Below are 17939 nucleotides of genomic sequence, written 5' to 3'. Positions count from 1 at the left end.
CATGTTAGTACCTAAACGTGTAAAACACCGCAAAGAACACCGCGGTAACATGAAAGGTCGCGCTAAAGGCGGTACGGAAGTTGCTTTTGGCGAATTCGGTCTGCAAGCGACTGAGCCGGCATGGGTAACCAACCGTCAAATCGAAGCAGCACGTATTGCCATGACACGTTACATCAAACGTGGCGGTAAAGTTTGGATTAAAATCTTCCCAGCTAAACCAGTTACACAAAAACCGCTTGAAGTCCGTATGGGTAGTGGTAAAGGTAGCGTGGAAAAATGGGTTTCCGTAGTAAAACCGGGCAAAATTTTGTTTGAACTTGCTGGTGTAAGCGAAGAGGTTGCTCGCGAAGCGATGCGTCTTGCAGCTCACAAGCTTCCAATCAAAACGAAGTTCGTGAAAAGAGAAGAAGTAGGCGGTGAAGCAAATGAAGGGTAGTGAATTCCGGAACTTAACCACTGCTGAAATCGAGCAAAAAGTTAATGGTTTTAAAGAAGAACTCTTTAACCTCCGTTTTCAACTAGCTACTGGTCAATTGGACAACCCGACTCAAATCCGTGATTTGCGTAAAGAGATCGCTCGTGCCAAGACTATTTTGCGTGAAAGAGAACTGGGTATTGGGTAACCAAATCTAGAAGGGAGTGTTCCTTAGATGGCTGAACGTAACGATCGTAAAGTTCTGATCGGTAAAGTTGTCAGCGATAAAATGGATAAAACCATTGTTGTTGCTGTAGAAACTTACAAAAAACATGAACTCTATCACAAGAGAATCAAATATACGAAAAAGTTCAAAGCGCATGACGAAAACAACCAAGCTAAGATTGGTGACACTGTGAAAATCAGTGAAACTCGACCGTTGTCCAAAGATAAAAGCTTTAGACTGGTTGAAATTCTTGAAGTGGCAGTTGTTATCTAATAATTTAGACATGAACCCCGAAAGGAGGGAATACGATGATTCAACCATTTACTCGTTTGGCTGTCGCTGACAACTCAGGTGCGAAACAATTGATGTGTATCCGTGTTTTGGGTGGTACTGGTCGTCGCGTTGGTCACATTGGTGATTTGATCGTATGTTCAGTAAAAGAAGCAACACCAGGTGGCGTTGTCAAAAAAGGTGACGTTGTTAAAGCAGTTATCGTTCGTACGAAGAGCGGTGCTCGCCGTAAAGACGGTTCATATATCTCATTTGATGAGAATGCAGCTGTTATCGTGAAAGAAGATAAGAGCCCACGTGGTACTCGTATCTTCGGACCAGTTGCTCGCGAACTTCGCGATAGAGACTTCATGAAGATCGTATCCTTGGCTCCAGAAGTTATCTAAGACGTGTTACGATGTTGTTTTCCAAAGCGGAGAACCCCAGGAGGTGTAGAAGCTAATGCCAAGACTTAAAAAGAGACTAGAATCTCATAACAATAAATTGCACGTGAAAAAAGACGATACAGTTTTCGTTATCACGGGTAAAGACAAAGGTAAAAAGGGCCGCGTTATCGCAGCTTACCCTCGTCAAAATCGTGTGTTAGTTGAAGGTGTGAACATGGTTAAGAAACATGCGAAACCATCCCAACAAAACCCACAAGGCGGTATCTTGAATCAAGAAGCTGCTATCCACGTTTCTAACGTGATGCTGATTGATCCTAAGAGCGGCAAACCTACTCGCGTAGGATACAAAGTATTGGATAACGGAACGAAAGTTCGCATCGCGAAAAAATCCGGCGAAGTTATCGACTAATACACACATGTATGGAAAGGAGGAAATTGAATCATGGCAGTAAGATTGAAAGATCGTTACTTGAATGAAATTACGCCTGCGTTAATTCAAAAGTTCAACTATACAACAGTTATGCAAGTGCCAAAAATCGAGAAAGTTGTAATCAACATGGGTGTTGGTGAAGCAGTATCGAACTCCAAAGTACTTGACACTGCAGTAGAAGATCTTCAGAAGATCTCTGGTCAAAAGCCAGTAGTTACAAAATCCAAAAAAGCGATCGCGGGTTTCAAACTTCGTGAAAACATGCCAATCGGTGCGAAAGTAACTCTTCGCGGCGAGCGTATGTACCACTTCTTGGATAAGCTTTTCAACGTATCACTTCCACGTGTACGTGACTTCCGCGGTATTTCCAACAAAGCATTTGATGGACGTGGTAACTACACGCTTGGTTTGAAAGAACAACTCATTTTCCCAGAAATTGAGTACGATAAAATCGATAAAGTTCGTGGTATGGATATTGTTATCGTTACAACGGCTAAGTCCGACGAGGAAGCTCGCGAGCTTTTAACACAACTCGGAGCGCCTTTCGTAAAATAGGTTACCAGTCGTACCTATCAGGAGGTGTTATATTAAGTGGCAAAAACTTCGATGAAAGTCAAACAGCAACGTACCCCGAAGTTTAAAGTGCAAGCATACACACGTTGTGAGCGCTGCGGACGTCCGCATTCAGTGCTTCGCAAGTTCAAAATTTGTCGGATTTGTTTCCGCGAATTAGCACACAAAGGTCAGATTCCAGGCGTGAAAAAAGCAAGCTGGTAATCACCCTATTTTCGGGAAGGAGGTTTACACAAAATGGTCATGTCAGATCCAATTGCAGATATGCTAACACGCATTCGTAATGCGAACATCGTACGTCATGAAACAGTTGAAATCCCTGCATCTAAAGTGAAGAGGGAAATCGCTGAAATCCTTAAAAAAGAAGGATTTATCCGTGATGCTGAGTACGTTCAAGATAGCAAACAAGGTATCATTCGTTTGTTCCTGAAATACGGATCAAACAATGAGCGTGTTATCTCTGGTTTGAAAAGAATTTCTAAACCAGGTCTACGCGTTTACACTAAATCACAAGAAATCCCTCGTGTATTGGGCGGATTAGGGATTGCCATCATCTCCACATCTCAAGGAGTAATGACGGATAAAGATGCTCGTCAATCCAAAGCTGGCGGAGAAGTTATCTGCTACGTTTGGTAATACAATTGTAATTGAATGGAGGTGCAAACATGTCTCGTATTGGTCGTAAGCCAATCACCATTCCAGGTGGTGTAAATGTAACACTAGACAATACTCAACTTACGGTTAAAGGTCCTAAAGGTACGCTTTCCCGTGAATTTCATAAAGATATGAAAATTAGTGTTCTAGAAAACGAGATTTCCGTTGAGCGTCCTTCCGATAACAAGCTCCACCGGTCCCTGCATGGTACAACACGTAGTGTTGTTGCCAACATGGTAAGTGGTGTAACGGAAGGTTTCACGAAATCTTTGGATCTAGTAGGCGTAGGTTACCGTGCTAACAAGAGCGGTGACAAATTGGTTCTCAACGTTGGGTACTCCCATCCAGTTGAAATCAATCCTGAGAACGGTATTGAGTTCGATGTTCCAACGAACACGAAAATCATCGTTAAAGGTATTGATAAAGAGCTAGTTGGCGCAATGGCAGCGAAAGTTCGTTCCGTACGTGAACCTGAGCCGTATAAAGGTAAAGGTATCAAGTATGAAGGCGAGCGCATTCTTCGTAAAGAAGGTAAAGCTGGTAAGAAGAAATAAGATCGAAAGATCGCGGGTAATAGCTAAGAGTTCTCAAGGGAGAACTTGCTACGTAAGCATAAGCCTCGCATCATAAGATGATGAAAGGAGTGTAAGTATAGATGATTACTAAAAGCGATAAAAATAAAGCTCGTCTGAAAAGACACCTTCGTGTTCGTAAGAAAATTGAAGGTACAACTCTTCGCCCACGTTTGAACATTTTCCGTTCATCCAAGCATATGTACGCTCAACTGATCGATGATACAACTGGTGTAACACTAGTATCGGCATCGACTCAAGATAAAGAGTTGAAAAGCGAAATCGGTAACGGTGGTAACGTTGAAGCTGCTCGTAAAGTTGGCGCATTAATCGCGGCACGTGCGAAAGAAAAAGGTGTAGACAAAGTGGTTTTTGACCGCGGTGGATACCTGTATCATGGTCGTGTGCAAGCATTAGCTGACGCAGCTCGTGAAGCTGGTCTTGAATTCTAGAAATAAATTAATAAGGAGGTAAAAGACTTGCGTGTAGATCCTAATACTTTAGAGCTAACAGAAAAAGTCGTAAATATTAATCGCGTAGCTAAAGTAGTAAAAGGCGGACGTCGTTTCAGCTTCAGCGCACTTGTCGTCGTTGGCGATGGCAATGGCTGGGTTGGTGCAGGAATCGGTAAAGCATCCGAAGTTCCAGATGCAATCCGTAAAGGTATTGAAGATGCGAAAAAGAACTTGATTCATGTTCCACTCGTAGGCACTTCGATTCCTCACCTTGTTACTGGTAAATTTGGCGCAGGACGCGTTCTATTGAAACCAGCTTCCCAAGGTACAGGAGTTATCGCTGGCGGACCAGTTCGTGCAGTACTTGAACTTGCTGGTGTAGGCGATATCTTGACAAAATCCCTGGGTTCATCGAACTCCATGAACATGGTTAACGCAACGCTTGAAGGCTTAAGCCGCTTGAAAAAAGCGGAAGAAGTTGCAAAGCTTCGTGGTAAAACTGTTCAAGAGCTATTAGGTTAGGAGGGGTAAACATGGCTAAACAATTACAAGTTACCCTAAAGCGCAGCCTGATTGGCCGTCCTGAAACGCAACGCATTACAGTGAAAACACTTGGTCTTCGCAAGTTGCACCAAACTGTTGTTCACCAAGACAATGCAGCGATCAGAGGAATGGTTAATCAAGTGAGCCATTTGGTAGAAGTTAAAGAAATCGAAGCATAGAATTACGAAATTAAGATCTAGAGGAGGTGTGCAACGATGAAGTTACATGAGCTAAGTTCTGCTACTGGTTCTCGTCAGACTCGTAAACGTGTTGGCCGCGGTACAAGTAGCGGTATGGGTAAAACATCAACTCGCGGACATAAAGGTCAAAACGCACGTTCCGGTGGAGGAGTTCGTCCTGGTTTCGAGGGTGGACAAAATCCTTTGTACCGTCGTTTACCTAAACGTGGTTTCACGAACCGTTTCCGTACGGAATACGCGATCGTAAACCTTGAAGATTTGAACAACTTCGCAGCTGGTACTGAAGTGACTCCAGAAGTATTGATGGAGTCTGGTATTGTTAAAGCTCCTAAAGATGGCATCAAAATTTTAGGAAACGGTGAAATCACAGTAAAATTAACCGTTAAAGCGAATAAGTTCTCTCAATCAGCGATTGAGAAAATCCAAGCTGCCGGCGGTCAAACCGAGGTGATTTAATGTTCAGTACCATTGCCAACATCTTCAAAGTAGAAGATTTACGCAGAAGGATTCTCTTTACGTTAATCTTGCTAATCGTCTACCGTTTGGGTGCTTTTATTCCGGTGCCGAACATTAATACGGATGTTCTGAAACTTCAAGATCAAGCGAATCAAAGTGATGTCTTTGGTTTGCTTAACACGTTTTCTGGTGGTGCGCTATTCCAATTTTCCATCTTCGCGATGGGAATTATGCCTTACATCACGGCTTCCATCATCGTTCAACTTTTGTCCATGGATGTCATCCCGCGCTTTGCGCAATGGGCGAAAGAAGGGGATGTTGGAAGAAAGAAAATGACGCAAGTGACTCGATACGGTACGATTGTGCTTGGTTTGATTCAGGCTTTTGGATTATCAATCGGCTTTAACCGCCTTTACAGCGGTTTGGTTATTGATGCTGGCTTTACAACCTTTGCTTTAATAGCTATCGTGTTGACCGCGGGCACAGCTTTCTTGATGTGGCTTGGTGAGCAAATCACGGAGTATGGGATTGGAAATGGTATTTCCATTATCATCTTTGCTGGGATCGTTGCGGCGATTCCAACAAGCATTCAGCAAATGTATAAATCACTTGTAGCTTCGGACGCAGCGTTGTTCCTTACTATTGTGAAGTTTATTATCATTGCTGTGGTCGTTGTATTGATTATTGCTGGGGTTATATTTGTACAACAAGGTGTTCGTAAGATACCTGTACAATATGCTAAGCGTGTAGTTGGTCGTAAAATGTATGGTGGTCAAACAACGCACATTCCACTTAAAGTGAATGCTGCTGGTGTTATCCCCGTAATCTTTGCATTATCACTTTTGATGTTTCCTCCAACCATTGCAAGTTACTGGAGAGGAAATGTAGTGGCAGAATGGATTATTAATAACTTGAGTATTAACCAAACTGCACCATTAGCGATTGTACTTTATGTATTGCTGATTATCGGGTTCACTTACTTTTATACCTTCGTGCAAATTAATCCAGTACAAATGGCCGACCAGATGAAGAAAAATGGTGGATACATACCTGGTATCAGACCGGGTAAAACCACATCGACTTATCTGACTCGCGTAATGACACGTATTACTCTTTCTGGAGCTTTGTTTCTCTCAGCAATCTCTATTCTTCCGATGCTATTCGGAGGACTTGCCGGGTTGCCTAGTTCGGTTAAGATAGGTGGTACATCTTTACTTATCGTAGTAGGCGTTGGTCTTGAGACTATGAAGCAAATCGAGAGCCAATTGATTAAGCGTCATTACAAAGGATTTATCAATAAATAGCGAATAGGTTCTGGTGCGGCATGTTCTGCTACATCGGCACCTATTGTGCTGTTCGTAATGCCGAGTGCGTTGGGGAGGTTTTAATTGTGAACGTAATATTTATGGGGCCTCCTGGTGCAGGCAAAGGTACGCAAGCAGAGAAGATCGTTTCCGAATTTCAAATACCTCATATCTCTACGGGAGATGCTTTTCGCTTAGCAATGAGCCAAGGTACTCCGCTTGGTCTTGAAGCAAAAGGATATGTAGATAAAGGACTTCTTGTTCCTGACGAAATTACGAACGGTATTGTGAGAGAGCGTCTTGCCCAGCCGGATTGCGATAAAGGATTTTTGCTAGATGGGTTTCCAAGAACGGTAGCTCAAGCCGATGCATTGTCTGATATTGTGAATTCACTTGGTAAGAAGATTGAAGTTGTTATCAATCTAGCTGTTGATCGCAGCTTCCTGTTAGCAAGACTAACTGGCCGAAGAATTTGTAAATCCTGTGGCTCTACGTATCATGTCATCTTCAACCCACCTCAACAAGAAGGCGTATGCGATAAATGTTCCGGTGAGTTGTACCAACGATCTGATGATACGGAAGAGAAAGTCGGAACACGCTTGGATGAGTATATCAACAAGACAGCTCCGCTGCTGGATTACTACCAAAAGAGGGAATTATTGCGTGAGGTTAACGGGGAACAAGACATTCATGCGGTAACCGAACAAATTGGCTCACTGCTACGAGGTCTAGCGTAATGATCATTTGTAAGTCCGAGGTTGAACTAGACCTAATGCGAGAAGCTGGGCGTATCGTAGCCGAGACGCACCGCTTATTGGCAAGGGCGATTCGTCCGAACATTACAACGAAAGAACTTGATCAGATCGCAGAGGAATTCATTCGCAGTCAGGGAGCAATTCCATCATTCAAAGGTTACAATGGTTTTCCTGGAAGCATTTGTGCTTCAGTCAACGAAGAATTAGTTCATGGTATTCCTGGTCCAAGAAAGCTGGTTGAGGGTGATATCATTTCGATTGATATCGGCGCTCAATATAAAGGTTATCATGGAGATTCTGCTTGGACATATCCTGTCGGTGAAATTTCTGAAACAGCTCAGCGTTTGCTGACTGTTACAGAACAATCGCTCTATCGAGGCATTGCAGAAGCTAAACCGGATGCTAGACTCTACACGCTGTCGCATGCAATCCAAACTTGTATTGAAGACGCAGGCTTCTCCGTGGTTATAGAGTATGTCGGTCATGGTATTGGAACGGATCTTCACGAAGAACCACAAATTCCGAACTATGGGATACCCGATAAAGGTCCTCGACTCAAACCAGGCATGGTCTTAGCCATTGAACCAATGGTGGTTGTTGGTGAAAGATATGTCCAAACACTAGAAGACGATTGGACCGTAGTTACTTCAGATCGTACTTTATGCGCTCATTTCGAACACACGGTTGCTATTACGGCAACAGGTTATGAAATATTAACTTTGCCTAGATCGTAGGTGAATGGAGTGGAGAGTAAGATTCCGCAAGTTGGTCAAATCGTAAAGGTGCTTCGCGGTAGAGATCCCGGGGAATACGCGGTCGTGATTGGGCTTGTGGATCATCGCTTTGTCTGGCTTGCCGACGGCGATCACCGCAAATTCGATCAACCGAAGAAGAAGAACCTGAATCATCTTCAGTTACAAGAAATGATTAGCAGTGAAGTGGCGTCAAGCATTAGGGAAACAGGTCGTGTCACTAATGGGAAATTGCGTTTCGCAATCGCCAAATTCGTTGAACGAATGCAAGATGAAGCACAAGAGAAAGGAGAATGACTGTGGCCAAAGAAGATGTAATTGAAGTAGAAGGTACAGTGATTGAACCTCTTCCGAATGCAATGTTTAAAGTTGAATTGGAAAATGGTCATAAAATCCTAGCCCATGTTTCAGGAAAAATCAGAATGCATTTTATCCGCATTTTGCCTGGAGACAAGGTTACCGTAGAATTATCGCCTTATGATTTAACGAGAGGCCGTATAACCTACCGTTTTAAATAAATGTTCGGCTTTGATGGAATTAACTCTCTCAAGGCGTATGCTTACGAAGCAAGTTTTCTCACGAAAACGCAACATGGTTGCTTACGATGAAAAGGAGGGCTTAAAATGAAAGTAAGACCGTCGGTTAAACCGATTTGCGAGAAATGTAAAGTCATTCGCCGTAAAGGCAATGTTATGGTTATTTGCGAAAACCCGAAACACAAACAAAAACAAGGTTAAAAGGAGGTGCATCCGTAGATGGCACGTTTAGCTGGAGTTGACTTACCTCGTGATAAGCGAGTTGTAATCGCGTTGACTTACATTTTCGGTATTGGTAACACAACTGCTCAAAAAATCATAGAATCCACAGGAATCGATGGCAGTACTCGCGTTCGCGACCTGACAGAAGATGAAGTGAGCAAAATCCGTGATGTAATTGATAAGACTCTTAAAGTAGAAGGCGACCTTCGCCGCGAAATTTCCTTAAACATTAAACGTCTAATCGAAATTGGATCCTACCGTGGTCTTCGTCACCGCCGTGGTCTTCCTGTTCGTGGTCAACGTACTAAAACTAACGCTCGTACACGTAAAGGTCCTCGTCGTACAGTAGCTAATAAGAAGAAATAATAAAGGGGGTTAGAGCTAATGGCAAAACCTAAAAAAGTTGTCCGTACGAAACGTCGTGACCGGAAAAATATTGAGAGCGGTGTAGCACACATCCGTTCAACATTTAACAACACGATCGTGACGATCACAGATCCTCATGGTAACGCAATTTCTTGGGCAAGTTCAGGAAACCTTGGATTCAAAGGTTCCCGTAAAAGTACTCCTTTTGCAGCGCAAATGGCAGCTGAGAAAGCAGCTAAAGCAGCGATGGAGCACGGTTTGAAAACTGTTGAAGTTATGGTTAAAGGTCCAGGCGCTGGCCGTGAAGCAGCAATTCGCTCTTTGCAAGCAGCAGGTCTTGAAGTAAACCTGATTAAAGACGTGACTCCTGTTCCTCACAACGGCTGCCGTCCTCCAAAACGTCGTCGCGTATAATTCAGGATCACTTTGTAGTATAATTATTCCAAAATCGTGAATAATGATTTGAAGGATAGGCATACTATGAGATTTTCAACGAAGTATCCAGAGGGAACCGACGTAATGAATGGAGGGTACATTTCATGATCGAGATCGAAAAGCCAAAAATAGAAACCGTAGCATTAAGTGAAGATGGCGCTTATGGTAGATTTATCATTGAGCCTTTGGAGCGTGGCTATGGTACAACCTTAGGAAACTCACTACGTCGTATCCTACTGTCCTCTTTGCCGGGGGCAGCAGTAACCTCTGTCCAAATCGATGGCGTTTTGCACGAATTTTCAACGATTCCTGGCGTGCTTGAGGATGTAACGGAAATTATCCTCAACTTGAAAGGTTTATCGTTGAAAATTCACTCTGATGAAGAGAAAGTGCTAGAAATTGATGCTGAAGGAGAAGGTAATATTACAGCGGCTGATATCCGCGGTGATAGCGATGTAGAGATTCTTAACCCGGATTTACACATTGCTACCTTGTCTCCTGATGCACGTCTTCATATGAGGATTCATGCGGGCAGAGGGCGCGGTTACGTCCAATCAGACAAAAATAAGCATGAAGAGCAGCCGATTGGTGTTATTCCAATTGACTCCATCTACACGCCTATTACTCGGGTAAACTATAGTATTGAGAATACTCGCGTCGGCCAAGTGACTAACTATGATAAGTTGACCCTCGAAGTGTGGACCGATGGAAGTATTCGACCAGAAGAAGCAGTGAGCTTGGGCGCGAAGATCCTTACTGAGCATTTGCTCCTATTCGTTGGATTGACGGATGAAGCAAAAGACGCTGAGATCATGGTTGAAAAAGAAGAAGATAAGAAAGAGAAAGTTCTTGAGATGACGATCGAAGAACTCGACCTTTCCGTTCGTTCTTACAACTGTCTCAAACGCGCAGGGATTAACACCGTACAAGAGCTGATTACCAAAACAGAAGAAGACATGATGAAAGTTCGGAACTTAGGTCGCAAATCCCTTGAAGAGGTTCAAGAGAAACTTGAAGAGCTGGGTTTAGGTCTACGTACTGAGGAATAATCGTGTCAGAAGGAGGTTAACTCAATGAACTACAGAAAATTGAACCGCGATTCCAGTAATCGTAAAGCATTATTTCGTGATCTGGTAACGGATCTGTTCATACATGAGCGCATTCAAACAACAGAAGCAAAAGCAAAAGAAATTCGTTCAATCGCTGAGAAGTTAATTACTCTTGCGAAACGCGGAGATCTTCATGCACGCCGTCAGGTTGCTGCTTTTGTTCGTAGAGAAGCTGCTAACGAAAATCAAGATGCGATTCAAAAACTATTCTCTGAATTGGCTACTCGTTATTCCGAGCGTCCAGGCGGATACACACGTATCCTAAAACTGGGACCACGCCGCGGTGACGCTGCACCAATGGTTTACCTAGAGCTAGTAGATCGCGCATAGAAGACGGATGGGAAAGGGTGGACGGAATCACTAGATTCTGGTGAAGCCCTTTTTTTTGCAGTCTTAGATCGGCTACTTAGTATGAAGCTTATCACAAGCTTTCTCTTCTGGGGAGAAAGGATGACTCATGGAGGAACAAGCCTTGAGAAATCTACGGTTTACCATTAGCTATGATGGCACCGCGTATTCTGGCTTTCAGATACAGCCTAAGTCTGACACGATTCAGTATCGGTTGGAACAAGCTGTTTATCTACTGACAGGAGAAACGGTGAAAGTCATTTCATCAGGACGTACGGATGCAGGTGTGCATGCGAAAGCACAGGTCATCAATTTTACAACAACTTCTAAGATTCCAGTGGAACGTTGGTGTTTAGCTCTAAATGCTAGACTACCCAAGGATATCGTCGCACATACCGCGGAAGAAGTCCTCCCTACATTTCACTCTCGCAAAGCTGCGAAACGTAAAACGTATTGTTATACGATTCGCTCGGCGCGCTTCCCTGATGTCTTTCACCGCAATTACGAATATCATCACCCTACGCATTTGAATGTGGAAGCCATGAGAGAGGCGCTCCCTTGTTTGCTGGGCGAGCATGATTTTACTTCGTTTTGCACCGTTAGAACCGATAAGGAAATCAAAGTGAGAACCCTGTACGAGGTTCGTATGGAGACGGAATCTGACGCGTATTTAGCAACGGGTAAAGTAGATCGAATCCGATTAATTATTACAGGTAACGGTTTTCTTTATAACATGGTCAGGATCATCGTAGGAACGCTGCTACAGATCGGTGAAGGCAAGAGACCACCCAGTGATATGCTGCGTGTTCTCGAGGCACAAGATCGCTCACTAGCGGGCCCTACAGCTGAAGCCATGGGGTTAACCTTGTGGAAAGTCGACTATTAAAAAGTTAACTTCACCACTTGCTTATTAGAAGCTTATCGTGTAAAATATAACTTGGCTTTCGTGATCGGCTATCCCACAGCCCCTGATCACAAATGACCGATATCTATCCATCGCTTTTGTTAAACAACAACTATAACGTATGAATTTTGAGATATATTTTTAGGAGGATTAAGCATGCGCACGACATATATGGCGAAGCCAAATGAAGTAGAGCGTAAATGGTACATTGTTGACGCTGCAGGCCAAACACTTGGCCGTCTTGCAAGTGAAGTTGCTAGCATTATCCGTGGTAAGCACAAACCGGAGTTCACTCCACACGTAGATACTGGCGATTTCGTTATCGTTATCAATGCTTCACAAATTAAGCTTACGGGTAAGAAAATGCAAAACAAAATGTACTACCGTCACTCTTTGTACCAAGGTGGTTTGAAAGTGACATCTGCTCAGGATTTGCTTAACACAAAACCTGATCGCATGATCGAATTCGCAGTTCATGGTATGCTTCCTAAAAAACCGTCTTGGCGACAGCTTGAAAACTAAGCTTAAAGTCTACGGTGGAGCAGAGCACCCGCACACAGCACAACAACCAGAAGTTTGGAATCTTCGCGGTTAATATAAGGAGGAACGTTTCGTGGCACAAGTTCAATATTATGGAACGGGTCGTCGTAAGCATTCGGTAGCGCGTGTGCGCTTAGTACCGGGTGAAGGACGTATCATCATCAACAAACGTGATCTAGATGAGTATTTCGGTCTAGAAACATTGAAGCTAATCGTTAAGCAACCACTTGCTCTTACTGAAACTATTGGTCAATACGATGTTCTAGTTCTTGCAAATGGCGGCGGAATCAGCGGACAAGCTGGCGCAATTCGTCACGGTATCTCCCGTGCATTGTTGAAAGCTGATCCTGAGTACCGTGGATCCTTGAAAAAAGCAGGATTCCTAACTCGTGATTCCCGTATGAAAGAACGTAAAAAATACGGATTGAAAGCCGCTCGTCGCGCTCCTCAATTCTCCAAACGTTAAGATATTGTGCCTCTGGCACGCCAAGAAAAACCTTTTCGGCTTTATGGCCGTCAAGGTTTTTTCTTTTTTTATCTCGAAAAAGAAGTTAATACCAAAATGATGAAAAGTCATTGACACCTTTTAGAAGTCGGCTATAATTAAGTATAAATCATACAATAACAGTCGGGATTATCGACTATTGGAGGAATCGTACAATGAATCTTTTCGAGAAAGAAGCATTTGTGACGAAAGCATCGGAAGAATTCGAAAATCAATCACCAGAGGCTTTATTGAAGCTTGCAGTAGATACATTCCCAAGCCTAACGCTTGCTTGCAGTTTTGGTGCTGAAGATGTTGTGCTGGTTGATATGCTTCAGAAGATTAATCCAAACGTAGATATTTTTTATCTGGACACGAACGTTCATTTTGAAGAGACCTATGAAACCAAAGAGCGTCTTGAAAAGCACTATGGAACGAAATTTGTTCAAGTTTTGCCTAAGATCACATTAGAAGAGCAGGCGGCCCAGTTTGGTGAAGAGCTTTGGAAGAGTGATGCGAACCAATGCTGCAACATTCGAAAGGTTGAGCCGTTGACGGATATCCTTAGAAACTATGATGCTTGGATTACGGGGATCCGCCGCGATCAAGCGCCTACGCGTGCTAACGCTAAGAAAGTGGAATATGATGTGAAGTTCGGTTTGATCAAATTCAACCCGTTAGCGGCTTGGACATCTGAACAAGTGTGGAATTACATTCGTGAGCATAATGTGATCTATAATCCGCTTCATGATCGTAACTATCCTAGTATCGGCTGCTCCCATTGCACACGTCAAGTGATGCCGGGTGAAGACGCTCGCGCAGGACGCTGGTCGAATTCGGAGAAAACGGAGTGTGGGCTGCACAAATAAGATAGAGTCCACGTGTAGTCTGGTATATTTGTCCACCCTGTCCCATATAGATGATACAGAGTCTATAGGGGAACAGAGGTGGATTTTTTGATGCGTAAACGAAAGAAAAGGTTAGTGGTTTGGCTGACCTTGAGCGGAAGTATGAAGCTGGTGCTTTCAGCACTTTTGGTTGGACTAGTTGTCTTTATTTATGCCTACGAGCTTCCTACAACGAAGACGTGGTCCGATTGGACGCTCCCTCTATCCGGCAAAACAATTGCATTAGACGCAGGCCACGGTGGCCCTGATGGAGGCGCAGAGAGCAAGGATGGCGTGATTGAAAAAGATATTAACCTGGCGATCACCTTACAGCTGCGCGACTATTTGCAACAAGCAGGAGCGGTTGTTGTGCTAACAAGAGAAACGGATACAGACCTTGCAGAATCTGGAACGAAGGGATACAGCAAGAGGAAGACGCAAGATCTCCATAATCGCGCCAACCTCATTCAAGAAAACAATGCGGATCTGTTCCTTAGTATTCATTTGAATAGTATTCCTTCTGAGAAGTGGCGAGGCGCACAAACGTTTTATTATTTGAATAACCCAAACAATCCGAATTTAGCTGCTTTAATCCAAGCTGAATTGCGTCGTAATCTGGAAAATACCGATCGTGTAGCAAAGCTGGCAGATAAAACAGTCTATTTATTAAAAACGCTGAAAATCCCAAGCGCGCTGATTGAGGTAGGCTTTCTATCAAATCCAGAAGAAGCCAAATTGTTGGCGGATGAGCGATATCAAAAAATGCTCGCGGCTTCCGTATACCAAGGTATTTTGAGATATTTTGCTGGGGAAAAAGTGGGAACGGCCTCGTAATGTGGTATAATGGAAGCCGCGATACCAATGTCCCTATAAAGGTGTGATCGAGCATGATTCAGAAGGAACAACTACTTGAAGCGTTGCAGACGCTGATTGAACCGCATTTTAATAAAAGCATCGTTGAATTAAATTTAGTCCGTGATGTGATGATTAAAGAAGAATCCGTATCTTTGAGCCTTATCGTTTTGACTGAGGATGAAAGTTACAAAGAGCAAGCTAGAGCTGCCATTCAGCAAACTTTAGCAAATATAGGTGTTCAGCAAGTACATATTCGGTTCAGATTGATGACTGAGCATGAACGCAGCCGCTTGGAAGAAACTGCGCACAACCATAAGCATGACGCAGAGAAGAAGCCTGTTCAACCTCCGATTCAACAGCCGATCCTAGGACAATCCTCGACCGTCGAGTTTATTGCTGTGGCTAGTGGGAAAGGTGGCGTGGGCAAATCGACAGTAACTGTGAACCTAGCTGTAGCGCTCGCGCGAAAAGGTAAAAAAGTCGGTATCATTGATGCGGATATTTATGGCTTCAGCATTCCAGATATGATGGGCATTGAGGAGCAGCCTCAGCTCGTAGAGAACGTCATTTTACCAGTTGAGAAGTTTGGGGTTAAGGTTATTTCGATGGGCTTTTTCGTCCAGGATAATGCTCCTGTGGTGTGGCGTGGGCCGATGTTGGGTAAAATGCTCCGCAACTTCTTCAACGAAGTGAACTGGGGAGACGTTGAATACATCCTGTTAGACCTTCCACCAGGTACGGGGGATGTCGCGCTTGATGTACATCAATTGATTCCACAAAGCAAAGAAATCATTGTCACCACACCGCATGCGACGGCTGCATTTGTAGCTGCGAGAGCAGGGGCGATGGCTATTCAGACAGATCATGAAATTCTAGGGATCGTCGAAAACATGTCCTATTATGAGAGCAAAGATGGTAATGTGGATTACATTTTTGGTAAAGGTGGAGGTGCGAAGCTTGCGGAAGATCTGCATAGCGAATTGCTTGCACAAATTCCGTTGGGCGCACCAGATAATCATATTTCGGAAATCGATTACTCACCTTCCGTTTATAAGGCAGACTCAAAGGCAGGGCGCATTTACCTTGAAGTGGCAGACAGGGTTATTTCGAAGTTAGAAAAGTAACGGAGATAAAGAAAGGAAGAGGGCAGGCGTGCTGCTACTCTTCCTTTTTGCATTAAGAACCAGAATCTTGGCCGTCTTTTTTCTCGCCATCCTTTTTCTCAGTGTCATCCGATGACTCATCTTTCTTCTTCTCGCCCTCTTTTTCCCCTTCCTTTTCTCCTGCCTTCTCTCCTTCTTTAGCGGCGCTTTTGGCAGATGGCATTTGATCAGGTTTACTTTGCTGTGAAATCGCTGTTTTCAGCAATTCCACCAACTGCGCCCGAAATAGAGGGCTTTGGATGGATTCTTCCATGACAGTCATCATTTGTTGACGGTATGGCGCTGTTTTCATTACATCAAGCACCATCTTTTCATAATCAGGGTTTTTCATGACGTCAATGAGCGATTTCTGGTAGGCTGGATCCTTCAGAAGCTCCTTAAACATTTGTTTCGTTTCTTTCTGAATCGCCATGGCGAAGTCGCCAGCGAACTTCGGATCCTTCATCATATCGGTGAGAAACTTATTATTTTCTTTGGCCGTAAGTACATCCTTAACAGCCATTTGCAATTGAAGCGACTCATTCGCGGACAACAGCTTAATTTGAGATTGACCTGCAACGCCATTTGCACCGACATCCCCATTCATAATGCTGCGGTTTGCCGCACTAATGGCTTTTTTGCCATCATCGGATTTCAAAATATCAAGAATCATCGTCTTCGTTTCTTTATACGTATTGGCTTGAGATTGGCCCTGCGAGGAGGTATCGGATCCGCAAGAAGCGAGAAGAAAAGCCATCGAAATCATAGGTAGGACATGCAATTTTCTAAGTCTGATCTGTGACATAACCATATGCTCCCTTCCCTTAACTTTAATAGTCTTAGTATGCGTGGTTAGAGAGAGATTATTAGGGATCACAATTGGCTTTTTATCGCAAAGGTTGGTACAATTAACAATTAGAGTTGATGTGTGGGGGTATAGATCGTGACGTTGCGTAAATGGTTTCATTTTTTTTGGACAACATTGTTAATCGGTATGATTGTTTCTACAGGGATTGGACTTATACTTCAATTTTCTGACAAAGAGTTTTCAGTGATGGGATTATCAGCCGTCGGATTTAATTTAATAAATATGATTCTCGGCGGTGCCACAATAAGCGTATTAAGTCAAATGGGATTTTTCGCATACTTAATCGTACGATTTATTGCCATGGGTCTGATTCGGTCCAAATGGGTATGGGATGTTTTACAAGTGGCGATCGTCGTAATTGTAGTATTCGATCTCGTCTATTTGAGAAAAACGAATTCTGAGAGTTCAGATTCACTGCTGGGTTACGTTATTTTGCCAATCATCGTCCTATTGATTTCATTAGCGGTAAGCTATTGGAAGGTTAAGTTAACGAATAAGAACGCATTTATTCCAACGCTTTTCTTCATGAGTGCGGTAACCGTGCTTGAAGCTGTACCTGCTTTAAAATTGGATAACCCAGCATCAAGTCTCTTTATGTTGGCGCCGCTGTTCGTTTGTAATGCATGGCAAATTTTGACCTTGCATAAAATATTGGAAAACAAAAAGAGCTAATCCGATTAGCTCTTTTTCAATATATTAATGAATTTGTTTCATAGCCTGATCCTCAACAGGAGTCGTTTCAACTTCTGTCTGCTTAATCAACTCACTAACACTAACGAATTGATAACCTTTGGAACGCAGCTGCTCGATAATGGCAGGTAATGCCTGCTGTGTTTGCTGTGATGAATCGCTGGCGTGGAGGAGAACGATGTCACCGGGATGTGCCTTATTAACTACGCGGTTTACGATCGAATCTACACCTTTATTCAACCAGTCCTGAGAGTCCGTATCCCACTGGATAACCGAATACCCTAAGTCATCGGCAATACGCAAGACACGTTTGTCGAAATCTCCGTTAGGGAGTCGGATAAGATTCGGTTCTTTACCGATTAATTCCGTCAAAATGCCGTGGGCTGTCGTAATCTCTTTACGAATATCTTCATCGCTGAGACTGCTGTAATTATCAAACTTATTGCCATGCGAACCGATTTCATAGCCTTCACTCTTAATTTGTGCAACAATGTTTGGATGACTCTTGCTCCAAGGTGAAGATAAGAAGAAGGTGGCATTT

At 43.5% G+C, this 17939-nt stretch carries 31 protein-coding genes and 1 pseudogene (1 of these 32 only partly in view); 30 read left to right on the top strand and 2 right to left on the bottom strand.

Annotated features, from left to right (window positions below; translation table 11 throughout):
• The first annotated feature begins 1 nt into the window (after position 1).
• The 29 genes and pseudogenes from rplP (at position 2) to MJB10_RS24800 (ending at position 15822) form a co-directional block, all read left to right on the top strand.
• Positions 2 to 436: a 50S ribosomal protein L16 gene (gene rplP, locus MJB10_RS24940; RefSeq protein WP_314799766.1), complete on the top strand. Its 435-nt coding sequence runs from the start codon at positions 2 to 4 to the stop codon at positions 434 to 436.
• Positions 426 to 623 (top strand): 50S ribosomal protein L29, encoded by a 198-nt coding sequence (gene rpmC, locus MJB10_RS24935; RefSeq protein WP_028557487.1) that lies wholly within the window; start codon positions 426 to 428, stop codon positions 621 to 623. The genes rplP and rpmC overlap by 11 nt, the downstream gene beginning before the upstream one ends.
• A 27-nt stretch (positions 624 to 650) precedes the next feature.
• Positions 651 to 914 carry a 30S ribosomal protein S17 gene (rpsQ, locus tag MJB10_RS24930; RefSeq protein ID WP_314799764.1) on the top strand — a complete coding sequence of 88 codons (264 nt, stop codon included), beginning with the start codon at positions 651 to 653 and terminating at the stop codon, positions 912 to 914.
• A gap of 35 nt (positions 915 to 949) precedes the next feature.
• Complete coding sequence (rplN, locus tag MJB10_RS24925) at positions 950 to 1318, top strand: 50S ribosomal protein L14 (RefSeq protein WP_028557485.1); 369 nt, start codon at positions 950 to 952, stop codon at positions 1316 to 1318.
• A gap of 55 nt (positions 1319 to 1373) precedes the next feature.
• Positions 1374 to 1727 carry a 50S ribosomal protein L24 gene (rplX, locus tag MJB10_RS24920; protein WP_079418006.1) on the top strand — a complete coding sequence of 118 codons (354 nt, stop codon included), beginning with the start codon at positions 1374 to 1376 and terminating at the stop codon, positions 1725 to 1727.
• Between the two features lie 33 nt (positions 1728 to 1760).
• Positions 1761 to 2303: a 50S ribosomal protein L5 gene (rplE, locus tag MJB10_RS24915; RefSeq protein WP_056618284.1), complete on the top strand. Its 543-nt coding sequence runs from the start codon at positions 1761 to 1763 to the stop codon at positions 2301 to 2303.
• A 36-nt stretch (positions 2304 to 2339) separates the two neighbouring features.
• Positions 2340 to 2525: a type Z 30S ribosomal protein S14 gene (locus MJB10_RS24910; protein WP_029196455.1), complete on the top strand. Its 186-nt coding sequence runs from the start codon at positions 2340 to 2342 to the stop codon at positions 2523 to 2525.
• Positions 2526 to 2558: 33 nt separating this feature from the next.
• The gene (gene rpsH, locus MJB10_RS24905) at positions 2559 to 2957 is read left to right on the top strand and encodes a 30S ribosomal protein S8 (protein WP_314799758.1); all 399 of its coding nucleotides are present in this window, start codon (positions 2559 to 2561) and stop codon (positions 2955 to 2957) included.
• 29 nt (positions 2958 to 2986) lie between these two features.
• Positions 2987 to 3529 (top strand): 50S ribosomal protein L6, encoded by a 543-nt coding sequence (gene rplF / locus MJB10_RS24900; RefSeq protein WP_314799756.1) that lies wholly within the window; start codon positions 2987 to 2989, stop codon positions 3527 to 3529.
• A gap of 101 nt (positions 3530 to 3630) precedes the next feature.
• Complete coding sequence (gene rplR / locus MJB10_RS24895; RefSeq protein ID WP_314799755.1) at positions 3631 to 3999, top strand: 50S ribosomal protein L18; 369 nt, start codon at positions 3631 to 3633, stop codon at positions 3997 to 3999.
• A 27-nt stretch (positions 4000 to 4026) separates the two neighbouring features.
• Entirely contained in the window at positions 4027 to 4524 is a 498-nt protein-coding gene (gene rpsE / locus MJB10_RS24890) for a 30S ribosomal protein S5 (protein WP_314799753.1), read from the top strand.
• Positions 4525 to 4535: 11 nt separating this feature from the next.
• On the top strand, positions 4536 to 4724 hold the full coding sequence (gene rpmD, locus MJB10_RS24885) for a 50S ribosomal protein L30 (protein ID WP_314799752.1): 189 nt from the start codon (positions 4536 to 4538) through the stop codon (positions 4722 to 4724).
• Positions 4725 to 4760: 36 nt separating this feature from the next.
• Positions 4761 to 5201 (top strand): 50S ribosomal protein L15, encoded by a 441-nt coding sequence (gene rplO, locus MJB10_RS24880; RefSeq protein WP_314799750.1) that lies wholly within the window; start codon positions 4761 to 4763, stop codon positions 5199 to 5201.
• Positions 5201 to 6505 (top strand): preprotein translocase subunit SecY, encoded by a 1305-nt coding sequence (gene secY, locus MJB10_RS24875; protein WP_314799749.1) that lies wholly within the window; start codon positions 5201 to 5203, stop codon positions 6503 to 6505. Before rplO ends, secY begins: the two co-directional genes overlap by 1 nt.
• Positions 6506 to 6591: 86 nt before the next feature.
• The gene (locus tag MJB10_RS24870) at positions 6592 to 7242 is read left to right on the top strand and encodes an adenylate kinase (protein WP_314799747.1); all 651 of its coding nucleotides are present in this window, start codon (positions 6592 to 6594) and stop codon (positions 7240 to 7242) included.
• Positions 7242 to 7994 (top strand): type I methionyl aminopeptidase, encoded by a 753-nt coding sequence (map, locus tag MJB10_RS24865; RefSeq protein ID WP_314799745.1) that lies wholly within the window; start codon positions 7242 to 7244, stop codon positions 7992 to 7994. The genes MJB10_RS24870 and map overlap by 1 nt, the downstream gene beginning before the upstream one ends.
• A complete protein-coding gene (locus tag MJB10_RS24860) occupies positions 7995 to 8309 on the top strand; it encodes a KOW domain-containing RNA-binding protein (RefSeq protein WP_314799744.1) in 315 nt (104 codons plus the stop codon).
• Between the two features lie 2 nt (positions 8310 to 8311).
• Positions 8312 to 8530 carry a translation initiation factor IF-1 gene (infA, locus tag MJB10_RS24855; RefSeq protein ID WP_009676800.1) on the top strand — a complete coding sequence of 73 codons (219 nt, stop codon included), beginning with the start codon at positions 8312 to 8314 and terminating at the stop codon, positions 8528 to 8530.
• Positions 8531 to 8635: 105 nt separating this feature from the next.
• The gene (gene rpmJ / locus MJB10_RS24850) at positions 8636 to 8749 is read left to right on the top strand and encodes a 50S ribosomal protein L36 (protein ID WP_003333770.1); all 114 of its coding nucleotides are present in this window, start codon (positions 8636 to 8638) and stop codon (positions 8747 to 8749) included.
• 18 nt (positions 8750 to 8767) lie between these two features.
• Positions 8768 to 9136, top strand: a complete 369-nt coding sequence (gene rpsM / locus MJB10_RS24845) for a 30S ribosomal protein S13 (RefSeq protein ID WP_314799735.1) — start codon at positions 8768 to 8770, stop codon at positions 9134 to 9136.
• A gap of 18 nt (positions 9137 to 9154) precedes the next feature.
• Positions 9155 to 9550, top strand: a complete 396-nt coding sequence (rpsK, locus tag MJB10_RS24840; RefSeq protein WP_028557470.1) for a 30S ribosomal protein S11 — start codon at positions 9155 to 9157, stop codon at positions 9548 to 9550.
• Between the two features lie 125 nt (positions 9551 to 9675).
• A complete protein-coding gene (locus MJB10_RS24835; RefSeq protein WP_090826685.1) occupies positions 9676 to 10620 on the top strand; it encodes a DNA-directed RNA polymerase subunit alpha in 945 nt (314 codons plus the stop codon).
• Between the two features lie 24 nt (positions 10621 to 10644).
• Complete coding sequence (gene rplQ / locus MJB10_RS24830) at positions 10645 to 11010, top strand: 50S ribosomal protein L17 (protein ID WP_163953683.1); 366 nt, start codon at positions 10645 to 10647, stop codon at positions 11008 to 11010.
• Between the two features lie 142 nt (positions 11011 to 11152).
• A complete protein-coding gene (truA, locus tag MJB10_RS24825) occupies positions 11153 to 11914 on the top strand; it encodes a tRNA pseudouridine(38-40) synthase TruA (RefSeq protein ID WP_314799727.1) in 762 nt (253 codons plus the stop codon).
• A gap of 174 nt (positions 11915 to 12088) precedes the next feature.
• A pseudogene (gene rplM / locus MJB10_RS24820) lies at positions 12089 to 12527 on the top strand (50S ribosomal protein L13).
• A gap of 18 nt (positions 12528 to 12545) precedes the next feature.
• Positions 12546 to 12938 carry a 30S ribosomal protein S9 gene (gene rpsI, locus MJB10_RS24815; RefSeq protein WP_057313444.1) on the top strand — a complete coding sequence of 131 codons (393 nt, stop codon included), beginning with the start codon at positions 12546 to 12548 and terminating at the stop codon, positions 12936 to 12938.
• 194 nt (positions 12939 to 13132) lie between these two features.
• The gene (locus tag MJB10_RS24810) at positions 13133 to 13825 is read left to right on the top strand and encodes a phosphoadenylyl-sulfate reductase (RefSeq protein WP_314799723.1); all 693 of its coding nucleotides are present in this window, start codon (positions 13133 to 13135) and stop codon (positions 13823 to 13825) included.
• Between the two features lie 90 nt (positions 13826 to 13915).
• Positions 13916 to 14677, top strand: a complete 762-nt coding sequence (gene cwlD / locus MJB10_RS24805; RefSeq protein ID WP_314799722.1) for an N-acetylmuramoyl-L-alanine amidase CwlD — start codon at positions 13916 to 13918, stop codon at positions 14675 to 14677.
• A gap of 53 nt (positions 14678 to 14730) precedes the next feature.
• On the top strand, positions 14731 to 15822 hold the full coding sequence (locus MJB10_RS24800; protein WP_314799721.1) for an Mrp/NBP35 family ATP-binding protein: 1092 nt from the start codon (positions 14731 to 14733) through the stop codon (positions 15820 to 15822).
• A gap of 52 nt (positions 15823 to 15874) precedes the next feature.
• On the opposite strand, the gene gerD is transcribed toward MJB10_RS24800, so the two are convergent.
• Positions 15875 to 16645, bottom strand: a complete 771-nt coding sequence (gerD, locus tag MJB10_RS24795) for a spore germination lipoprotein GerD (RefSeq protein ID WP_314799719.1) — start codon at positions 16643 to 16645, stop codon at positions 15875 to 15877.
• A 138-nt stretch (positions 16646 to 16783) separates the two neighbouring features.
• Here gerD and MJB10_RS24790 point away from each other — a divergent pair, with 138 nt between their 5' ends.
• The gene (locus MJB10_RS24790; RefSeq protein ID WP_314799717.1) at positions 16784 to 17380 is read left to right on the top strand and encodes a KinB-signaling pathway activation protein; all 597 of its coding nucleotides are present in this window, start codon (positions 16784 to 16786) and stop codon (positions 17378 to 17380) included.
• 24 nt (positions 17381 to 17404) lie between these two features.
• On the opposite strand, the gene pdaB is transcribed toward MJB10_RS24790, so the two are convergent.
• A protein-coding gene (gene pdaB, locus MJB10_RS24785; protein ID WP_314799715.1) for a polysaccharide deacetylase family sporulation protein PdaB crosses the window boundary here: on the bottom strand, positions 17405 to 17939 show its 3' portion. 248 nt of this gene lie beyond the right edge of the window; the window shows 535 of its 783 coding nt (coding positions 249-783); its start codon lies beyond the right edge, outside the window — the gene reads right to left on this strand; it ends in the stop codon at positions 17405 to 17407.

The organism is Paenibacillus sp. MBLB1832 (assembly GCF_032271945.1).
GTDB classification, from domain to species: domain Bacteria; phylum Bacillota; class Bacilli; order Paenibacillales; family NBRC-103111; genus Paenibacillus_E; species Paenibacillus_E roseopurpureus.
Note: the sequence above shows the minus strand (reverse complement) of the source record. Positions and strands in the feature narration are given on the sequence as shown.

Excerpts from the sequence above, each read along its gene's own strand:
- rplE (WP_056618284.1), top strand. The coding sequence starts at position 1,761 with ATGGCAGTAAGATTGAAAGATCGTTACTTGAATGAAATTACGCCTGCG.
- rpmJ (WP_003333770.1), top strand. The coding sequence starts at position 8,636 with ATGAAAGTAAGACCGTCGGTTAAACCGATTTGCGAGAAATGTAAAGTC.
- map (WP_314799745.1), top strand. The coding sequence starts at position 7,242 with ATGATCATTTGTAAGTCCGAGGTTGAACTAGACCTAATGCGAGAAGCT.
- MJB10_RS24810 (WP_314799723.1), top strand. The coding sequence starts at position 13,133 with ATGAATCTTTTCGAGAAAGAAGCATTTGTGACGAAAGCATCGGAAGAA.
- cwlD (WP_314799722.1), top strand. The coding sequence starts at position 13,916 with ATGCGTAAACGAAAGAAAAGGTTAGTGGTTTGGCTGACCTTGAGCGGA.
- secY (WP_314799749.1), top strand. The coding sequence starts at position 5,201 with ATGTTCAGTACCATTGCCAACATCTTCAAAGTAGAAGATTTACGCAGA.
- rplF (WP_314799756.1), top strand. The coding sequence starts at position 2,987 with ATGTCTCGTATTGGTCGTAAGCCAATCACCATTCCAGGTGGTGTAAAT.
- MJB10_RS24800 (WP_314799721.1), top strand. The coding sequence starts at position 14,731 with ATGATTCAGAAGGAACAACTACTTGAAGCGTTGCAGACGCTGATTGAA.
- rpsM (WP_314799735.1), top strand. The coding sequence starts at position 8,768 with ATGGCACGTTTAGCTGGAGTTGACTTACCTCGTGATAAGCGAGTTGTA.
- rpmC (WP_028557487.1), top strand. The coding sequence starts at position 426 with ATGAAGGGTAGTGAATTCCGGAACTTAACCACTGCTGAAATCGAGCAA.
- rpsQ (WP_314799764.1), top strand. The coding sequence starts at position 651 with ATGGCTGAACGTAACGATCGTAAAGTTCTGATCGGTAAAGTTGTCAGC.
- rplQ (WP_163953683.1), top strand. The coding sequence starts at position 10,645 with ATGAACTACAGAAAATTGAACCGCGATTCCAGTAATCGTAAAGCATTA.
- rplX (WP_079418006.1), top strand. The coding sequence starts at position 1,374 with ATGCCAAGACTTAAAAAGAGACTAGAATCTCATAACAATAAATTGCAC.
- rpsK (WP_028557470.1), top strand. The coding sequence starts at position 9,155 with ATGGCAAAACCTAAAAAAGTTGTCCGTACGAAACGTCGTGACCGGAAA.
- MJB10_RS24835 (WP_090826685.1), top strand. The coding sequence starts at position 9,676 with ATGATCGAGATCGAAAAGCCAAAAATAGAAACCGTAGCATTAAGTGAA.
- rplN (WP_028557485.1), top strand. The coding sequence starts at position 950 with ATGATTCAACCATTTACTCGTTTGGCTGTCGCTGACAACTCAGGTGCG.
- gerD (WP_314799719.1), bottom strand. The coding sequence starts at position 16,645 with ATGTCACAGATCAGACTTAGAAAATTGCATGTCCTACCTATGATTTCG.
- rplR (WP_314799755.1), top strand. The coding sequence starts at position 3,631 with ATGATTACTAAAAGCGATAAAAATAAAGCTCGTCTGAAAAGACACCTT.
- rplO (WP_314799750.1), top strand. The coding sequence starts at position 4,761 with ATGAAGTTACATGAGCTAAGTTCTGCTACTGGTTCTCGTCAGACTCGT.
- rpsH (WP_314799758.1), top strand. The coding sequence starts at position 2,559 with ATGGTCATGTCAGATCCAATTGCAGATATGCTAACACGCATTCGTAAT.
- rpmD (WP_314799752.1), top strand. The coding sequence starts at position 4,536 with ATGGCTAAACAATTACAAGTTACCCTAAAGCGCAGCCTGATTGGCCGT.
- rplP (WP_314799766.1), top strand. The coding sequence starts at position 2 with ATGTTAGTACCTAAACGTGTAAAACACCGCAAAGAACACCGCGGTAAC.